The sequence below is a fragment of the Nocardia sp. NPDC051832 genome (assembly GCF_040681285.1).
In the GTDB taxonomy this organism is placed as follows: domain Bacteria; phylum Actinomycetota; class Actinomycetes; order Mycobacteriales; family Mycobacteriaceae; genus Nocardia.
Genome location: NZ_JBFAYL010000001.1, coordinates 161,101 through 175,455, shown reverse-complemented (window position 1 = coordinate 175,455; position 14,355 = coordinate 161,101). Strand labels below are relative to the sequence as shown.

At 67.8% G+C, this 14,355-nt stretch carries 16 protein-coding genes; 8 read left to right on the top strand and 8 right to left on the bottom strand.

Annotated features, from left to right (window positions below):
* The first annotated feature begins 111 nt into the window (after nucleotides 1-111).
* Entirely contained in the window at nucleotides 112-1,632 is a 1,521-nt protein-coding gene (locus AB0M14_RS00805; RefSeq protein WP_364986686.1) for an MFS transporter, read from the top strand.
* On the top strand, nucleotides 1,622-2,224 hold the full coding sequence (locus AB0M14_RS00800) for a TetR family transcriptional regulator (RefSeq protein ID WP_364986683.1): 603 nt from the start codon (nucleotides 1,622-1,624) through the stop codon (nucleotides 2,222-2,224). The genes AB0M14_RS00805 and AB0M14_RS00800 overlap by 11 nt, the downstream gene beginning before the upstream one ends.
* Before the next feature lie 4 nt (nucleotides 2,225-2,228).
* Here AB0M14_RS00800 and AB0M14_RS00795 read toward each other — a convergent pair whose 3' ends face one another.
* Nucleotides 2,229-3,116, bottom strand: a complete 888-nt coding sequence (locus tag AB0M14_RS00795) for an alpha/beta hydrolase (protein WP_364986679.1) — start codon at nucleotides 3,114-3,116, stop codon at nucleotides 2,229-2,231.
* A gap of 51 nt (nucleotides 3,117-3,167) precedes the next feature.
* On the bottom strand, nucleotides 3,168-3,851 hold the full coding sequence (gene radC / locus AB0M14_RS00790) for a DNA repair protein RadC (RefSeq protein WP_364986675.1): 684 nt from the start codon (nucleotides 3,849-3,851) through the stop codon (nucleotides 3,168-3,170).
* A gap of 119 nt (nucleotides 3,852-3,970) precedes the next feature.
* Here radC and AB0M14_RS00785 point away from each other — a divergent pair, with 119 nt between their 5' ends.
* Nucleotides 3,971-5,458, top strand: a complete 1,488-nt coding sequence (locus AB0M14_RS00785) for an alpha/beta fold hydrolase (RefSeq protein WP_364986671.1) — start codon at nucleotides 3,971-3,973, stop codon at nucleotides 5,456-5,458.
* Here AB0M14_RS00785 and AB0M14_RS00780 read toward each other — a convergent pair.
* Nucleotides 5,455-5,661, bottom strand: coding sequence for a type II toxin-antitoxin system VapB family antitoxin (locus AB0M14_RS00780; protein ID WP_364986668.1), 207 nt, complete (start codon nucleotides 5,659-5,661; stop codon nucleotides 5,455-5,457). The two genes, AB0M14_RS00785 and AB0M14_RS00780, sit on opposite strands and share 4 nt — an antisense overlap.
* A 128-nt stretch (nucleotides 5,662-5,789) precedes the next feature.
* On the opposite strand from AB0M14_RS00780, the gene AB0M14_RS00775 reads away from it, so the two are divergent.
* Together AB0M14_RS00775 and AB0M14_RS00770 are read left to right on the top strand one after the other, a co-directional pair.
* Nucleotides 5,790-6,329: a DUF4396 domain-containing protein gene (locus tag AB0M14_RS00775; protein WP_364986664.1), complete on the top strand. Its 540-nt coding sequence runs from the start codon at nucleotides 5,790-5,792 to the stop codon at nucleotides 6,327-6,329.
* An 86-nt stretch (nucleotides 6,330-6,415) separates the two neighbouring features.
* Nucleotides 6,416-7,321, top strand: a complete 906-nt coding sequence (locus tag AB0M14_RS00770) for a phenylalanine 4-monooxygenase (RefSeq protein WP_364986661.1) — start codon at nucleotides 6,416-6,418, stop codon at nucleotides 7,319-7,321.
* Between the two features lie 67 nt (nucleotides 7,322-7,388).
* Here AB0M14_RS00770 and AB0M14_RS00765 read toward each other — a convergent pair whose 3' ends face one another.
* From AB0M14_RS00765 to sdhC, 4 genes are read right to left on the bottom strand one after another with little or no spacing between them, the layout of a single operon-like run.
* The gene (locus tag AB0M14_RS00765) at nucleotides 7,389-8,162 is read right to left on the bottom strand and encodes a succinate dehydrogenase iron-sulfur subunit (RefSeq protein WP_364986656.1); all 774 of its coding nucleotides are present in this window, start codon (nucleotides 8,160-8,162) and stop codon (nucleotides 7,389-7,391) included.
* Nucleotides 8,162-9,913: a succinate dehydrogenase flavoprotein subunit gene (sdhA, locus tag AB0M14_RS00760; protein WP_364991174.1), complete on the bottom strand. Its 1,752-nt coding sequence runs from the start codon at nucleotides 9,911-9,913 to the stop codon at nucleotides 8,162-8,164. The genes AB0M14_RS00765 and sdhA overlap by 1 nt, the downstream gene beginning before the upstream one ends.
* A gap of 30 nt (nucleotides 9,914-9,943) precedes the next feature.
* Nucleotides 9,944-10,375: a succinate dehydrogenase hydrophobic membrane anchor subunit gene (locus tag AB0M14_RS00755; protein ID WP_364986651.1), complete on the bottom strand. Its 432-nt coding sequence runs from the start codon at nucleotides 10,373-10,375 to the stop codon at nucleotides 9,944-9,946.
* Between the two features lie 2 nt (nucleotides 10,376-10,377).
* Nucleotides 10,378-10,779 carry a succinate dehydrogenase, cytochrome b556 subunit gene (gene sdhC, locus AB0M14_RS00750; RefSeq protein WP_364986647.1) on the bottom strand — a complete coding sequence of 134 codons (402 nt, stop codon included), beginning with the start codon at nucleotides 10,777-10,779 and terminating at the stop codon, nucleotides 10,378-10,380.
* Between the two features lie 291 nt (nucleotides 10,780-11,070).
* Here sdhC and AB0M14_RS00745 point away from each other — a divergent pair, with 291 nt between their 5' ends.
* Nucleotides 11,071-11,472: a cytidine deaminase gene (locus AB0M14_RS00745; RefSeq protein ID WP_364986644.1), complete on the top strand. Its 402-nt coding sequence runs from the start codon at nucleotides 11,071-11,073 to the stop codon at nucleotides 11,470-11,472.
* A gap of 4 nt (nucleotides 11,473-11,476) precedes the next feature.
* On the opposite strand, the gene AB0M14_RS00740 is transcribed toward AB0M14_RS00745, so the two are convergent.
* Nucleotides 11,477-11,746: a hypothetical protein gene (locus AB0M14_RS00740; protein ID WP_364986641.1), complete on the bottom strand. Its 270-nt coding sequence runs from the start codon at nucleotides 11,744-11,746 to the stop codon at nucleotides 11,477-11,479.
* Between the two features lie 98 nt (nucleotides 11,747-11,844).
* Between AB0M14_RS00740 and AB0M14_RS00735 the strand changes: the two genes are divergently transcribed.
* Nucleotides 11,845-13,134, top strand: a complete 1,290-nt coding sequence (locus AB0M14_RS00735) for a thymidine phosphorylase (RefSeq protein ID WP_364986638.1) — start codon at nucleotides 11,845-11,847, stop codon at nucleotides 13,132-13,134.
* 87 nt (nucleotides 13,135-13,221) lie between these two features.
* Complete coding sequence (locus AB0M14_RS00730) at nucleotides 13,222-14,319, top strand: adenosine deaminase (RefSeq protein WP_364986634.1); 1,098 nt, start codon at nucleotides 13,222-13,224, stop codon at nucleotides 14,317-14,319.
* Nucleotides 14,320-14,355 lie beyond the last annotated feature (36 nt).

Here is a 14,355-nt window from a genome sequence, read left to right as displayed (position 1 = left end):
TGCGCTGCGCGGTGGCTTCCGGCGCGCCACAGCCGGATACGCAGATATTGACACCTACTACTAAATGGTGGTTACTATCAAAATAATGTAGCTACCACTTTTGGAGGGGTCATGAAGACGGAAGCGACCCGCCGCTGGCTGGCCTTGGGCGCCCTGGCGTTCTCGATGCTGGTCATCGGCCTGGACATCACCGTGCTGATCATCGCGCTGCCCACCCTGGCGGTCGATCTGCACGCGAATACCGCTGCGCTGCAATGGTTCAGCACTGCCTACACGCTGGCCCTCGCCGCCGTGATGCTGCCCGCCGGCGCGCTCGGTGATCGCTACGGGCGCAAGAAGATCCTCTTCGGCGCGATGCTGCTGTTCGGCGCGGCCTCGCTCGCGTGCGCCTTCGCGACCACCTCGGGTCAGCTCATCGCCGCCCGGGTCGTGCTCGGCGTCGCCGCCGCGGCGATGACTCCGCTGTCGTTGTCGGTGCTGCCGGTGCTGTTCCCCGACAAGGCGGAACGCGCACGGGCCATGACGATTTGGGTGACCGCCACCGCGCTCGGTCTGCCGCTCGGGCCCGTGCTCGGCGGGTGGTTGATCGATAACTTCTGGTGGGGTTCGGTGTTCCTGATCAATGTGCCGATCGCGGCGCTGGGTGCGCTCGCGGTGGCACTGCTGGTGCCGGAGTCGCGTAATCCGGAGCGGCGGCCGCTGGACCTCGCCGGTGTGGGGCTGTCGATGGCGGGAATGGCCGCGCTCACTTACGGTTTCATTCGATTCGGGGAAACCGGATGGGGTGACGGGTGGGGCTGGCTGGCGCTCGCCGCCGGTGTCGTGCTGCTGGCGGGGTTCCTGGCCTGGCAGCGCCGCAGCCGATTCGCCCTGGTCGACCTCGGCCTGTTCGCCGCACCCGGATTCCGTTGGGGCACAGTGTTCACCGTGCTGATCACCTTCGCGATGTTCGGCATGTTCTTCACGGTGCCGCAGTACTTTCAGGCGGTCCTGGGCGTCGACGCGCTCGGCAGCGGGTTGCGGCTGCTGCCGATGATCGGCGGACTGGTGGTCGGCGCCCGCATCGGCGATCGGCTGCTACCGAAAGCCGGTGCGCGCGTGGTGCTTACGCTGGGGCTGGTAGTCCTCGGCACTGGTCTCGGCCTCGGCGCGCTCACCGACACCGGCAGCCCCTACTGGTTCAACGCCCTGTGGACCACCGTGGTCGGCGCGGGGATGGGCTTGGCGATGCCGGTCGGCATGGCCGTCGCGGTCGACGATCTCGACGTCGACCGCGCGGGCGTCGGCTCGGCACTGCTGCAAGCGCTGCGCCAAGCCGCGGGCACCATCGGTGTCGCGCTGCTCGGCACGATTCTGGCCACCCGCTACCGCACCGAACTCGGCGCGCTCGACCGCGCCCCCTTCGATGACGGCGTGAACAGCGGTGTGGCCGCCGCCGGCGGTGACGCGTCGACGCTGGAAACGGTGCAGTCGGCGTTCGTCAGCGGCATGAGCCTGATGCTGTGGGTTTGCACCGCGATCTGCCTGCTGGCGGTGCCGCTGGCGCTCTGGGTGCTGCCGCGCAGGCCGGTTCAGCCGTTCGATGCGACGCGCGGCGCGACTCATGCGTCAGAATCGACACATGTCGGTTGAGCTACCAGGTGCAGCCCCCGCGGTCCCGGGCTTGCGCGAGCGGAAGAAGGAACGCACCCGCCGCGCGATCCGGACCGAGGCTTTCCGCCTGTTCCGTGAACAGGGCTACGGCGAGACCACCATCGAGCAGATAGCCGCGGCCGCGGAGGTTTCACCCAGCACCTTCTTCCGCTATTTCCCCAGCAAGGAACAGCTGGTGGTAGCCGACGACCTCGACCCGCCGATGATCGCCGAATTCCACGCCCAACCCCCGGAAGTCAGCCCGTTCCTGGCGCTACGCAACGCCATCGACGCGGTCTACGCCACCCTCACCCCGGAAGAAATCGCCTTCGAACAGGAACGTCAAGCCCTGCTCTACCACGTCCCCGAACTCCGCCCCGCCATCGGCGTAGAACTCGAGCGCGGCATCGACATGATCGCCGGCCTCCTCGCCACCCGCACCGGCCGCTCCGTCGACGACTTCGAAATCCGGGTCGCCGCCGGCGCCCTCGCCGGCGCCGGCGTAGCCATCTCCCTCATCCACCCCATCAACTCCGAAAACGTAGGCCGCGCCCTCGAATTCCTGGACCAAGGCATGCCCCTGAGCGAATAAGGGCCTATCCCGCCGCGTGGGCGATTACATCGTGGATTGCTTGCAGGATTTCGTCGGGGGCGTCGAGTTGGATGGTGCTGTGCTCGGCGGTGGGGAGTTCGCGGTATTCGCCGTGGGTGACGGCGGTGATCATCGCGGTGTAGAGGCGGGTTTTGCTCGCCGCGAGTTGGTTGCCGGCGGATTTGGAGAAGCCGAGGCGTTGAGTGGGATCGGGGGTGCGGGTGCCCAGGGCGATGAGGGGACGGTCGGGGAAGGGGCCGCCGGAGTGGAGTTCGGTGCGGAGGGCGGGGAGGTTGGTGCGTTCCTTGGCGCCGTTGATCATCCATTCCGGGGAGACATGGCCGGCGACGAGGGCGGTGCGGATCTCGGGGGGCCAGGCCGCGAACATCCTCCGGTAGAAGGGTTTCGAGAGGACGCGCAGCAGGGTGGTCTGGATCCGGCCGGGGGTGGCGGTGGGGGTTTTGTCTAGGTGTAAGGGGTCGGGCAGGTAGTCGTCCCAGTCCTCGTAGAAGGACTCCAGGGCGACCAGGCCCGCGACGTCGTCGGGGAAGAGCTGGGTGAAGCGGCGGGCGTAGGCGCCGCCGAGGGCATGGGCGACCAGGACGTAGGGGCCGGGGACCTCGGCGACGCGCAGCAGCGCGTGCAGTTCGATGGCGACGTCGGTGGCGGTGCGCGGCAACGGGATCGGGTCGCTCCAGCCGGTGCCGGCGCGGTCGTAGAGCACCGAGGTGGTGAATTCGGCGACGCGGTCGTGGATATTCAGGTAATCCAGGCCGACCGCGCCGGGGCCGGGGAGGAACACCACCGCCGGTCCGCCGCTGCCGGACCGGTGCAGGAACAGCCGCCGGTCCGCGAGTTGGTAGCGCTGCCCGATGGGTGGTTCGCCCTGCATGACCGTCTCCTGTTCGTTCGCCCCGCCCAAGTATTCCCGTGCCGCGCGGGATCAGTCGGCGACGCGCAGCAGGGGCGCGGCGCAGGTCCAGTGCTCGCCCGCGAGCACCACGTGGTCCAGGAAACGCAGACCCACGGTATTGGCGGCATCGACGAGCAGCGCGGTGGCGCGCCGGTCGTCGAGACTGGGGTCGGGATCGCCGGAGGGATGGTTGTGCACCAGGGCGAAGGCACGGCCGTCGTGCCGCAGCACCGTGTTCAGGATTTCCCGGACCGGGATCGGCACCTGATCGATGGCGCCCTCGGCGACGAAAACCTGACGGCGCAAACGGTTCTGCGCGTCGCAGACCAGTACCAGCAGCCGTTCCACCCGGGCGCCCGCGAACAGCGGCCGGGCCACGCCCACCACGTCGGCCGCGCACTCCAGCCGGACCGCGGTGTCGACGCTGTGCCGGGCCCGGGCGCCGAGGTGGAAAGCGGCGATGATGGTGGCGGCCTTGGCGGCGCCGATCCCGGTGCGCCGGGCCAGCTCCTCGGGCCGCGCGCCGGCCAGCCCGGCGACACCGCCGTGCTCGGCGAGCAGTTCGGCGGCCAGCTCCAGCACGCTGGCGCCGCGCCGCCCCTGACCGAGCAGCAGCGCCAGCAGTTCGCTGTCGCTGAGCGCGTGCGGGCCGAGCTCCAGCAACCGCTCCCGCGGCCGTTGCCGGGACGGCAGATTCGCAATCGGTACCGACATCTCGGACCCCCTCGCGTGTTGGAGAACCTGGATCATGCCAGGCCCCACCGACAGCTCCGGGCGTGGCGGCCGGCGGGCGGTCGGGCAGACTGTGCACAGCCGGATCTGAGGGATAGCGAATGTTGAAACGCCGCAAGGCAATCGTCGCCGCGGCCGCACTGCTCGCGGCCGCCTGCTCCAGCGCGCCCGCCGTCGAGCCGCCGCCGCGGCCGACGCTGGACCGCTTCTACCAGCAGCAGATCAGTTGGGGATCCTGTGCGGGCTTCGAGGGCACCGAGGAGGCCGAGGTCCCCATGGAGTGCGCCCGGGTGACCGTGCCCATCGACTACGCCGACCCGGACGGCGACACCGCGCAGATCGCCCTGTCCCGCATGCGGGCCCGGGGCGCGAAGATCGGGTCGGTGGTGACCAATCCGGGCGGTCCGGGCGGCCCGGGGCTGATCATGCCGGCCGCGCTGGCGGCGTCGCCGCTGGCCGATCGTTTCGATGTGATCGGGATGGACGTGCGCGGTCTAGGGGCGTCCACGCCACGCCTGGATTGCCAGGACAGCGAACAGCTGGCGGTGGAACGGCAACTTCTCGGCTTCAGCAACGCGTGGGGCGAGATCGATCAGATCGAGGAGGAACACGAGGATTTCGCCACCTCCTGCGTGCAGCGCTCCGGCCTGGATCTGGTCGCGCACGTCGGAACCGTCGACGTGGCACGCGATCTCGATGTGGTGCGCGCGGCGCTCGGCGACGAGAAGCTCACCTATTTCGGCGTCTCCTACGGCACCCGCCTGGGCTCCACCTATGCCGAGCTGTTCCCCACCCGGGTCCGTGCGATGGTGCTCGACGGCGGCATCGACCCGGCCCGCAATATCGACGACTCGGTCGTCGACGGCGCCGCGTTCCAGCGCGCCTTCGAGGCGTACAGCGCCGACTGCGCGAAGTCGCCGGACTGCCCGCTCGGCACCGATCCGGCGCGCGCCACCGAGGCGTTCCGCGCGCTGCTGAAGACGCTGCGCGAACCCGCGGTGCTGCTCGACCCCGACAAGCTGGGGTACTCCGACGTCCTGAGCATCACCATCAACGCGCTCTACCACCCGCGGTTCTGGCCCGAGCTGACCAAGGTGCTGGGGATCGTGCGGCGCGGCGAGTCGTTCCCGTTCGAGGAGGGCAGCTTCAGCCCGGGCGGCGAGAACGGCGACTACGTGCACAAAGCCGTGCTCTGCCTGGAGGACGCGCGCGTCACCGACCGCGCCGTCGCGACCGACCTGGAACGTCGCTACCGCGCCGCCGGGCCGATCTTCGATCCGGGCGAGCTGCCCGCGGAGATCCCGCTGGACGTCTGCGCCTTCTGGCCGGTACCGCCGAACACGCAGCCGCATCAGATCAGCGCGCCGGGGCTGCCGAAGACGGTGGTGGTGGCGACGACCGGCGATCCGGCGACGCACTATCAGGGCGGGGCGAATCTTGCCAAGGCCCTGGGCGCCGCGCTGCTCACCTACGAGGGCTTCCAGCACGGGGCGGTCTTCGACGGTGTGCCCTGTATCGACGAGCCGGTCATGAAGTACCTGAACGAGCTCGTCGCCCCACCGGACACCCGGTGCGTCAAACCGGGCTAGCCGTCGACCATGGCTCCCGAGTCCAGTGCCGGGAGCGGGCACAGTGCCGCCGAGGCGATGCGTTCCAGGTTGTGAAGTTGCCGCTCGTGCACCACGATTCGGCGCAGGGCCTCGTTCACGGTGGCGTTGGCCTCGGCGGTGCCCATGATGGCGGCCGCCGCGGCCAGCAGCTTCTGGTCGAGATCGATTCGAACGGTGTGCACTGGTGTCCTCCTTCAGCCACAGGACTTTCGCCATCTTGCGCTATGACCCCGCTCATATGCGGCAAATCGGTCGGTGAAGGTTGCGAAGACAAGTTGACCAGCTACCCTAGGGGGGTATAGTTCCCGGCATGGATCACGAGCACGGGACCCCTGCCGAGCCTGCCGCACACGCCGGACCCGGGCAGCACGGACACGCCGGATCGGACCATGCCGCGCACGCTACGCAGCATGGATCGGCGAGCTGGCAAATGGCGGCGCAAGCGACATTGCACTGTCTGACCGGCTGTGCCATCGGCGAGGTGCTCGGCATGGTGATCGGCACCGCGCTCCAGTGGAACAACGCCGCCACCATGGCCCTGGCCATCGTGCTGGCCTTCGTCTTCGGCTACGCGCTGACCATGCGCGGGGTCATGCAGGCCGGCGTCGCGTTCGGCGCGGCGCTGTCGATCGCGCTGGCCGCCGACACCGTCTCGATCACCGTCATGGAGATCGTCGACAACGCGATGCTGCTGATCATCCCCGGCGCGATGCACGCCGGTCTGGGCGATCTGCTGTTCTGGGGCGCGCTGGCGGTGGCCTTCGCGGTCGCGTTCGTCATCACCACGCCGGTCAACAAATGGCTGATCGGCCGCGGCAAGGGGCACGCGGTGGTGCACGCCTACCACTGACCACCACACGGACCATTTCCTAGGCAGTTTGCTCACCTGGACGGCCTTTCGTTGTCGCGGCGGCTGGGCGGTGCTTGCCTTGAGGCATGTTCACCGAAGCTCAGCTGTACTCCCCCGTAACCCGCAGCGGCGACGGCGATGTGACGGTGCACCTCAGCGACGAGCACCCCGGTGTCGGCGATCCCGACTACCGCACCCGTCGCAACGCCATCGCCGCGCTGGCGCTCGAGTACGCACCCGGAAAGCCGCTGCCCCGCATCGCCTACACCGAAGAAGAACAACAGGTGTGGCGGACGGTCTCCTACGAGCTCGCGCGCAAGCACGAGACCTACGCCTGTCAGGAGGTCCTCGACGCCGCCGCCCGGCTGGACCTGCCCGGCGATCACATCCCGCAACTGGACGAAGTCTCCGAGAAACTGTTCCCGCTCAGCGGTTTCCGCTATGTACCGGCCGCCGGCCTGGTGCCGCTGCGCGAGTTCTTCGGCTCCTTCGCCGACCGGATCTTCCACTCCACCCAGTACATCCGCCATCATTCCGCCCCGCTCTACACCCCGGAGCCGGACGCGATCCACGAGATCATCGGACACGCCAACCAAATCGCCAGCCCGCGCTTCGCGGCGATCTACCAAACCGTCGGCGAGGCCGTGAACCGGCTGGAAACCGACACCGCCCTCAAGTTCCTCGCCGACGTCTTCTGGTTCTCCATGGAATTCGGCGTGGTCCGCGAAGCCGGCGAAGTCCGCTGCTACGGCGCGGGCCTGCTCTCCTCCTTCGGCGAGATCACCGAATTCCGCGACGCCGACCTACGCCCCTTGGACGTGATCGAAATGGCCACCGCCACCTACGACATCACGCACTACCAGCCGATCCTGTACTGCGCGGAATCGATTTCGGAGATCGAGGACGTGGTCGGCGCGTTCTTCGCCACCATGGACGACGAAACCCCGCTGCGGGCGGCCCACGCCCGATCGAAAGTCGCGGGAGCACAATAGGCTCCGATGACGAAGGCCGCCACCATCTTTCGATGGTGGCGGCCTTCGTTTCCGGGACCGGGGGAGGTCAGCGCGTGAAGAGCAGGGCGCGCTTGACTTCCTGGATGGCCTTGGTGACCTCGATGCCGCGGGGGCAGGCGTCGGTGCAGTTGAAGGTGGTGCGGCAGCGCCAGACGCCCTCGACGTCGTTGAGGATGTCCAGGCGTTCGCGGGCGCCTTCGTCGCGGCTGTCGAAGATGAAGCGGTGCGCGTTGACGATCGCGGCCGGGCCGAAGTAGCTGCCGTCGCTCCAGTACACGGGGCAGGAGGTGGTGCAGCAGGCGCACAGGATGCACTTGGTGGTGTCGTCGAACCGGGCGCGGTCGGCCTGGCTCTGGATGCGCTCGCGGGTGGGCTCGTTACCCGAGGTCATCAGGTACGGCTTCACGGCGCGGAACGCGTCGAAGAACGGCTCCATGTTCACCACGAGGTCCTTCTCCACGGGCAGGCCGCGGATCGGCTCGACGGAGATGGTGAGCGGCTTGCCGTTCTTGGGCAGCATGTCCTTCATCAGGACCTTGCAGGCCAGCCGGTTCACACCGTTGATCCGCATCGCGTCGGAACCACAGACGCCGTGCGCGCAGGACCGGCGGAAGGTGAGCGTGCCGTCCAGGTAGGACTTGATGTAGATGAGCACGTTCAGGAAGCGGTCGGTCGACAGGACCGGCACCTGGAAGGACTCCCAGTGCGCGCCCTTGTCGTCCTCCGGGTTGAACCGAGCCACCTTGACGGTGACCATGACCGAGCCCTCGGGGACCGGAGCCGGCTTCTGCGGCGTCGACTTATCGAGTACGGCAGTCATCAGTACTTACGCTCCATCGGCTCGTAACGGGTCTGCACCACCGGCTTGTAGTCGAGGCGGATGTCGGAGATCAGCTCCGGACCGGTCTTGTAGGCCATGGTGTGGCGCATGTAGTTGGTGTCGTCGCGGTCCGGGTAGTCCTCGCGGGCGTGGCCGCCGCGCGACTCCTTGCGGTTGAGCGCGCCGACCACGGTGACCTCGGCCAGCTCCAGCAGGAAGCCCAGCTCCACGGCCTCCAGCAGATCGCTGTTGTAGCGCTTGCCCTTGTCCTGCACCGTGATCCGCGCGTAGCGCTCCTTGAGCGCGTGGATGTCGGTGAGCGCCTGCTTGAGGGTGTCCTCGGTGCGGAACACGGCGGCGTTCATGTCCATCGTGTACTGCAGCTCGGTGCGAATGTCGGCGACACGCTCGTTGCCGTGATCGGACAGGATCAGCGCCAGCCAGTCCTGCACCATCTGCGCCGGGTTCTCCGGCATGTCGACGAACTCGGTGCGCAGCGCGTACTCCGCGGCGGCGATGCCCGCGCGGCGGCCGAACACGTTGATGTCGAGCAGCGAGTTGGTGCCCAGGCGGTTCGAGCCGTGCACCGAGACGCACGCGCACTCGCCGGCGGCGTAGAGGCCGGGCACCACGTCGGTGTTGTTGCGCAGCACCTCGCCGCGGATGCGGGTCGGGATGCCGCCCATCACGTAGTGGCAGGTCGGCATGACCGGCACCAGCTCGTGCACCGGGTCCACGCCCAGGTAGGTGCGGGCGAACTCGGTGATATCGGGGAGCTTCTCCTCGAGCACGTCCTCGCCGAGGTGGGTCACGTCGATGTAGACGTAATCCTTGTTCGGACCGGCGCCCCGGCCTTCCAGCACCTCGAGCACCATCGAGCGGGCGACGATGTCGCGCGGCGCGAGGTCCTTGATGGTGGGGGCGTAGCGCTCCATGAAGCGCTCGCCGGAGGCGTTGCGCAGGATGCCGCCCTCGCCGCGGACCGCCTCGGAGATGAGGATGCCCAGGCCGGCGAGACCTGTCGGATGGAACTGGTGGAACTCCATGTCCTCCAGGGGCAGACCCTTGCGGAAGACGATGGCCATGCCGTCACCGGTGAGGGTGTGGGCATTGGAGGTGGTCTTGTACATGCGACCCGAGCCGCCGGTGGCGAACACGATCGACTTCGCGTGGAAGACGTGGATGTCGCCGGTGGCCAGCTCGTAGGCGACCACGCCGGTCGCGACGGGGCCCCGGTCGGAGTCGGTCATGACCAGGTCGAGCACGTAGAACTCGTTGTAGAACTCCACGTCGTGCTTGACGCAGTTCTGGTAGAGCGTCTGCAGGATCATGTGGCCGGTGCGGTCGGCGGCGTAACAGGCGCGGCGCACCGGAGCCTTACCGTGATCGCGAGTGTGACCACCGAAGCGACGCTGGTCGATCTTGCCTTCGGGGGTCCGGTTGAACGGCAGACCCATCTTCTCCAGGTCCATCACCGCGTCGATGGCCTCCTTGGCCATGATCTCCGCGGCATCCTGGTCGACCAGGTAGTCGCCACCCTTGACGGTGTCGAAGGTGTGCCATTCCCAGTTGTCTTCTTCGACGTTCGCCAGCGCGGCGCACATGCCGCCCTGGGCCGCGCCGGTGTGGCTGCGGGTCGGGTACAGCTTGGTCAGCACGGCAGTGCGCGCCCGGGGCCCGGCCTCGATCGCCGCGCGCATGCCGGCGCCACCGGCACCGACGATCACGACGTCGTAGCGATGCTCCTGAATCCGCGATTCACTCACGAGGGGTGCCTGTTCCTAACTGATGTTGGGGTCGAAGGTGAAGATGACGTAGGTGCCGACGCCCATGACCAGGATCATGGAGACGGCCAGCGCGGTCTTCAGCCAGAAGCGGGTGGAGTCCTTGCGCGAGTAATCGTCGATCACGGTGCGCAGGCCGTTGCCGCCGTGCAGCTGAGCCAGCCACAGCATGGTCAGATCCCAGATCTGCCAGAACGGGGAGGACCAGCGGCCCGCCACGAAGGCGAAGTTCAGGCGCTTCACGCCGCCGTCGAGCAGCAGCATGATCGTCATGTGGCCGAGCACGAGCACGATCAGCAACAGGCCGGAGAAGCGCATGAACAGCCACGCGTACTTCTCGAAGTTGTTGTTGGAGCGGGCGCGCGGCGAGCGCGGCAGATCCAGGGAGGCGGGCCGGTCGTAGGACTTACCGATAACTGGTGCGCTCATGATCAGTGCTCCGTGAAGAGGTAGAAGAACATGCGACCGATGGCGGGAATGCCCAGCAGGGCCACTACGCCGAGGACGACCCAGAGCATCACGGTCTGGTACTTCGGGCCCTTGGACCAGAAGTCGACCAGGATGACGCGAACGCCGTTGAACGCGTGGAACAGCACGCAGACAACGAGTCCCATCTCCATCAAGGCGACGATGGGGTTCTTGTAGGTCTCGATGGCCTGGTCATAGGTGTCGGGGCTGACCCGGACCAGCGCGGTGTCCAAGACGTGCACGAAGAGGAAGAAGAACAGCGTGACACCGGTGATCCGGTGCAGCGCCCACGACCACATACCCGGGTCGCCTCGATACAGCGTGAACTTCCGCTTCGGCGGGGCCGGAGCTTCTATCGTGGTCATAGAGTGCGGTGCCTCCAACGTCGTTGATGGACCCGGTCAAGGCCCTGTTTCCGACTGCGGGAGGGGGCTAATGCCCAGGTGGCCGCGCTTTGTTCCTGAAGCGCTGGCCCGCCGCCGGGAACCTGAACCGATCTGTTGTGGACTCTAATCCCCTGTTAATGCCGGAACTAATTCGGCGTGCCGTGCGTTGCGCTACATTGAGGCGAGTTAGGTTTACCTCATTCAATGCGTAAAGGGGTGCGCCGCAGCCTTCGCGCGGGCTCGCCCGGCTCGGTGAACGGAGGGTTTCCGATGCCGGAAATCGACTGGAATGTCCTGCGTGACAACGCAATTCAAGTCATGCGCAATGCCTATGCCCCGTACTCGCGGTTTCCGGTCGGAGCCGCTGCTCTCAGCTCCGATGGCCGAATTGTGAGCGGGTGCAATGTGGAAAATGTCTCATATGGATTGGGCCTCTGCGCCGAATGCGTACTCATCGGTAACTTGATTTCCGGCGGTGGGGGACGGTTGCTGGCTGTCTCCGTCACCGATTCCCGCGCCGAAATCCTGATGCCCTGCGGCCGCTGCCGCCAGCTGCTGTACGAGCACGGTGGCCCCGAACTCCTGATCGATCACAAAGCCGGGGCCAAGCCGCTACGCGAACTACTTCCTGATGCCTTCGGCCCGGATGACCTGGACGCGGGGCAGGTCTAGCTGATCAGCAGCCATCCTCGAGGGCGGCGTCGATCTCAGCCTCGGTCGCCAGGTGTACCTCGGGGATCGCGGCCGAGCGGACGCCGAGATGCTCCGCTATCAGCTGCAGGGTTTCGCCGACGCCATTCATGTGGGCGGTGGCGCGGGAGGCCCAGATCTCGAGCCCGGTGACTCGACGTGTCAGTTTGAGCTGGATCTCGCCGAAGCCTTCCTCGATTTCGGCAACACGAGTTTCGAGCTTGCCGACTCTGCTGTCCAGCTTTGCGTAGGTCATAACTCCCCCTATCTCCGAACCGAATGATGCAAGGAGGCTATCGAAGGGGGCCGACAAGAACCAGGGGTGCAGGCGCGGTTCGTGCCAGACTGGCGAATGTGACGGCACTGGACGCGGTTTCGATCATTACGACCAAGCGAGACGGCGGCGAGCTGTCGGACGCGCAGATCGATTGGGTGGTGGACGGGTTCACCAGGGGCGTCGTCGCCGACGAGCAGATGAGCGCGTTGGCGATGGCGATCGTGTGGCGGGGGATGACGCGGCGGGAGACGGCGCGGTGGACGGCCGCGATGATCGGTTCCGGGACCCGGATGGATTTCACCGATCTGCCGCGGCCGACGGTGGACAAGCATTCGACCGGTGGCGTGGGGGACAAGATCACGCTGCCGCTGGCGCCGCTGGTGGCGGCGTGCGGGGCCGCGGTGCCGCAGCTGTCGGGGCGCGGGCTCGGGCACACCGGGGGGACGCTGGACAAGCTGGAGTCGATTCCGGGCTGGCGGGCTGACGTTCCGGTCGCGCGGATGCGGGAGATCCTGGCGGATCCGGCGATCGGCGCGGTGGTGTGCGCGGCGGGGGCGGATCTGGCCCCGGCCGACAAGCGCCTCTACGCACTGCGGGATGTCACCGGGACCGTCGAGTCGATTCCGCTGATCGCCAGCTCGATCATGAGCAAGAAGATCGCCGAGGGCACCGCGGCGCTGGTGCTGGACGTGAAGGCCGGCACCGGCGCGTTCATGAAGTCGCCGGCGGACGCGCGCGAATTGGCTACCGCCATGGTCGAACTGGGCACCGACTCCGGCGTCCGGACCGTAGCCTTGCTGACCGCGATGGACACCCCGCTCGGCCGCACCGCGGGCAACGCCCTCGAGGTCGCCGAATCGGTGCAGGTGCTCGCGGGCGGCGGGCCCGCCGACATCGTCGAACTGACGATCGCGCTGGCCCGGGAGATGGTCGCGCTGGCCGGGCTGGACGTCGATCCCGCGGACGCCCTCGCCGACGGCCGCGCCATGGATCACTGGCGCGCGATGGTCCGCGCCCAGGGCGGCGACCCGGACGCGGCGCTGCCGACCGCCGCGCACACCGAAACCGTTCGCGCCGAACGCGCGGGCGTGCTCACCCGCCTGGACGCGATGGGCGTCGGCCTGGCCGCGTGGCGGCTGGGCGCGGGCCGCGCCCGGCAGGGCGACCCGGTCCAGTTCGGCGCGGGTATCGAAATGCATGCCAAGCCAGGCGATTCCGTCACCGCCGGGCAACCCTTGCTCACCCTGCACACCGACACCCCGGCTGCTTTCCCGGGCGCGCTGGCGGCGCTCGCCGGCGCGTACGACATCGGCTCGGCCGACGAGAAGCCCGCCACCCCGGTGCTGCTGGACCGGATCGCCCGCTGAGACGAGAGCACGATCACATGGCCCGATGATGTGACGACCTCCACGAACCAGGATGCCGGGAGCCCGGACTGGCGCTAGCGTGTGTACATGACAGGACCGATGCCTTTGACCCTTGCCTCGATCCGCCAAGCTCCCAAGGCGCTACTGCACGATCACCTCGACGGTGGTCTGCGGCCCGCGACCGTGCTGGAGCTCGCCGCCGATTGCGGATACGACCAACTACCCGCCGATGATGCCGTGGCCCTGGGCAATTGGTTCCGGGACGCCGCCGACAGCGGTTCGCTGGAACGGTATCTGGAAACCTTCGAGCACACCGTCGCGGTCATGCAGACGCCCGAGGGGCTGCGCCGCGTCGCCAGCGAATGCGCGCAGGACCTCGCCGCCGACGGTGTCGTCTACGCCGAAGTGCGCTTCGCCCCGGAACAGCATCTGGAGCAGGGCCTCTCGCTGGACGAGGTGGTCGAGCACACCCTCGCCGGTTTCCGCGAGGGCGAGAAGCTCGCCGCCGCCGACGGCCACCCGATCGTGGTGACCTGTCTGCTCACCGCCATGCGGCACGCGGCGCGCTCGCGCGAGATCGCCGAACTCACGGTGCGCTGGCGTGATCGCGGCGTCGGCGGTTTCGATATCGCCGGCGCGGAGGCCGGTTTTCCGCCCAGCCGGCACCTGGACGCCTTCGAGTACATGCGGGCCAACAGCGCCAACTTCACCATCCACGCAGGTGAGGCGTTCGGCCTGCCCTCGATCCACGAGGCGCTGGCGTTCTGCGGCTGCGACCGCCTGGGCCACGGCGTCCGGATCACCGACGACATCAAGGTGCCCGGCGCGATCGAGGACGCCCAGCTGGGCCTGGTCGCGAACTACGTGCGCAACAAGCGGATTCCGCTGGAGCTGTGCCCGTCGTCGAACGTGCAGACCGGCGCGGTGCCGTCGCTGGACAAGCACCCGTTCGACCTGCTGGCCCGGCTGCGCTTCCGCGTCACCGTGAACACCGACAACCGCCTGATGAGCGACACCAGTATGAGCCAGGAGATGCTGAAGCTGGTGGACACCTTCGGCTACGGCTGGTCGGATCTGGAGCGGTTCACCATCAACGCGATGAAGTCGGCGTTCATCCCGTTCCCGGAGCGTCTGCGGATCATCGACGACATCATCAAGCCGGGGTATGCGGTGCTGCTCGGTTAACGTCGCCGGGCCGCGGGGAGATTTTTCGCTGCGCTC

Excerpts from the sequence above, each read along its gene's own strand:
- AB0M14_RS00755 (WP_364986651.1), bottom strand. The coding sequence starts at position 10,375 with ATGAGCGCACCAGTTATCGGTAAGTCCTACGACCGGCCCGCCTCCCTG.
- AB0M14_RS00730 (WP_364986634.1), top strand. The coding sequence starts at position 13,222 with ATGACAGGACCGATGCCTTTGACCCTTGCCTCGATCCGCCAAGCTCCC.
- AB0M14_RS00795 (WP_364986679.1), bottom strand. The coding sequence starts at position 3,116 with ATGCAGGGCGAACCACCCATCGGGCAGCGCTACCAACTCGCGGACCGG.
- AB0M14_RS00805 (WP_364986686.1), top strand. The coding sequence starts at position 112 with ATGAAGACGGAAGCGACCCGCCGCTGGCTGGCCTTGGGCGCCCTGGCG.
- AB0M14_RS00770 (WP_364986661.1), top strand. The coding sequence starts at position 6,416 with ATGTTCACCGAAGCTCAGCTGTACTCCCCCGTAACCCGCAGCGGCGAC.
- AB0M14_RS00785 (WP_364986671.1), top strand. The coding sequence starts at position 3,971 with ATGTTGAAACGCCGCAAGGCAATCGTCGCCGCGGCCGCACTGCTCGCG.
- AB0M14_RS00800 (WP_364986683.1), top strand. The coding sequence starts at position 1,622 with ATGTCGGTTGAGCTACCAGGTGCAGCCCCCGCGGTCCCGGGCTTGCGC.
- AB0M14_RS00765 (WP_364986656.1), bottom strand. The coding sequence starts at position 8,162 with ATGACTGCCGTACTCGATAAGTCGACGCCGCAGAAGCCGGCTCCGGTC.
- AB0M14_RS00745 (WP_364986644.1), top strand. The coding sequence starts at position 11,071 with ATGCCGGAAATCGACTGGAATGTCCTGCGTGACAACGCAATTCAAGTC.
- AB0M14_RS00740 (WP_364986641.1), bottom strand. The coding sequence starts at position 11,746 with ATGACCTACGCAAAGCTGGACAGCAGAGTCGGCAAGCTCGAAACTCGT.
- sdhC (WP_364986647.1), bottom strand. The coding sequence starts at position 10,779 with ATGACCACGATAGAAGCTCCGGCCCCGCCGAAGCGGAAGTTCACGCTG.
- AB0M14_RS00775 (WP_364986664.1), top strand. The coding sequence starts at position 5,790 with ATGGATCACGAGCACGGGACCCCTGCCGAGCCTGCCGCACACGCCGGA.
- radC (WP_364986675.1), bottom strand. The coding sequence starts at position 3,851 with ATGTCGGTACCGATTGCGAATCTGCCGTCCCGGCAACGGCCGCGGGAG.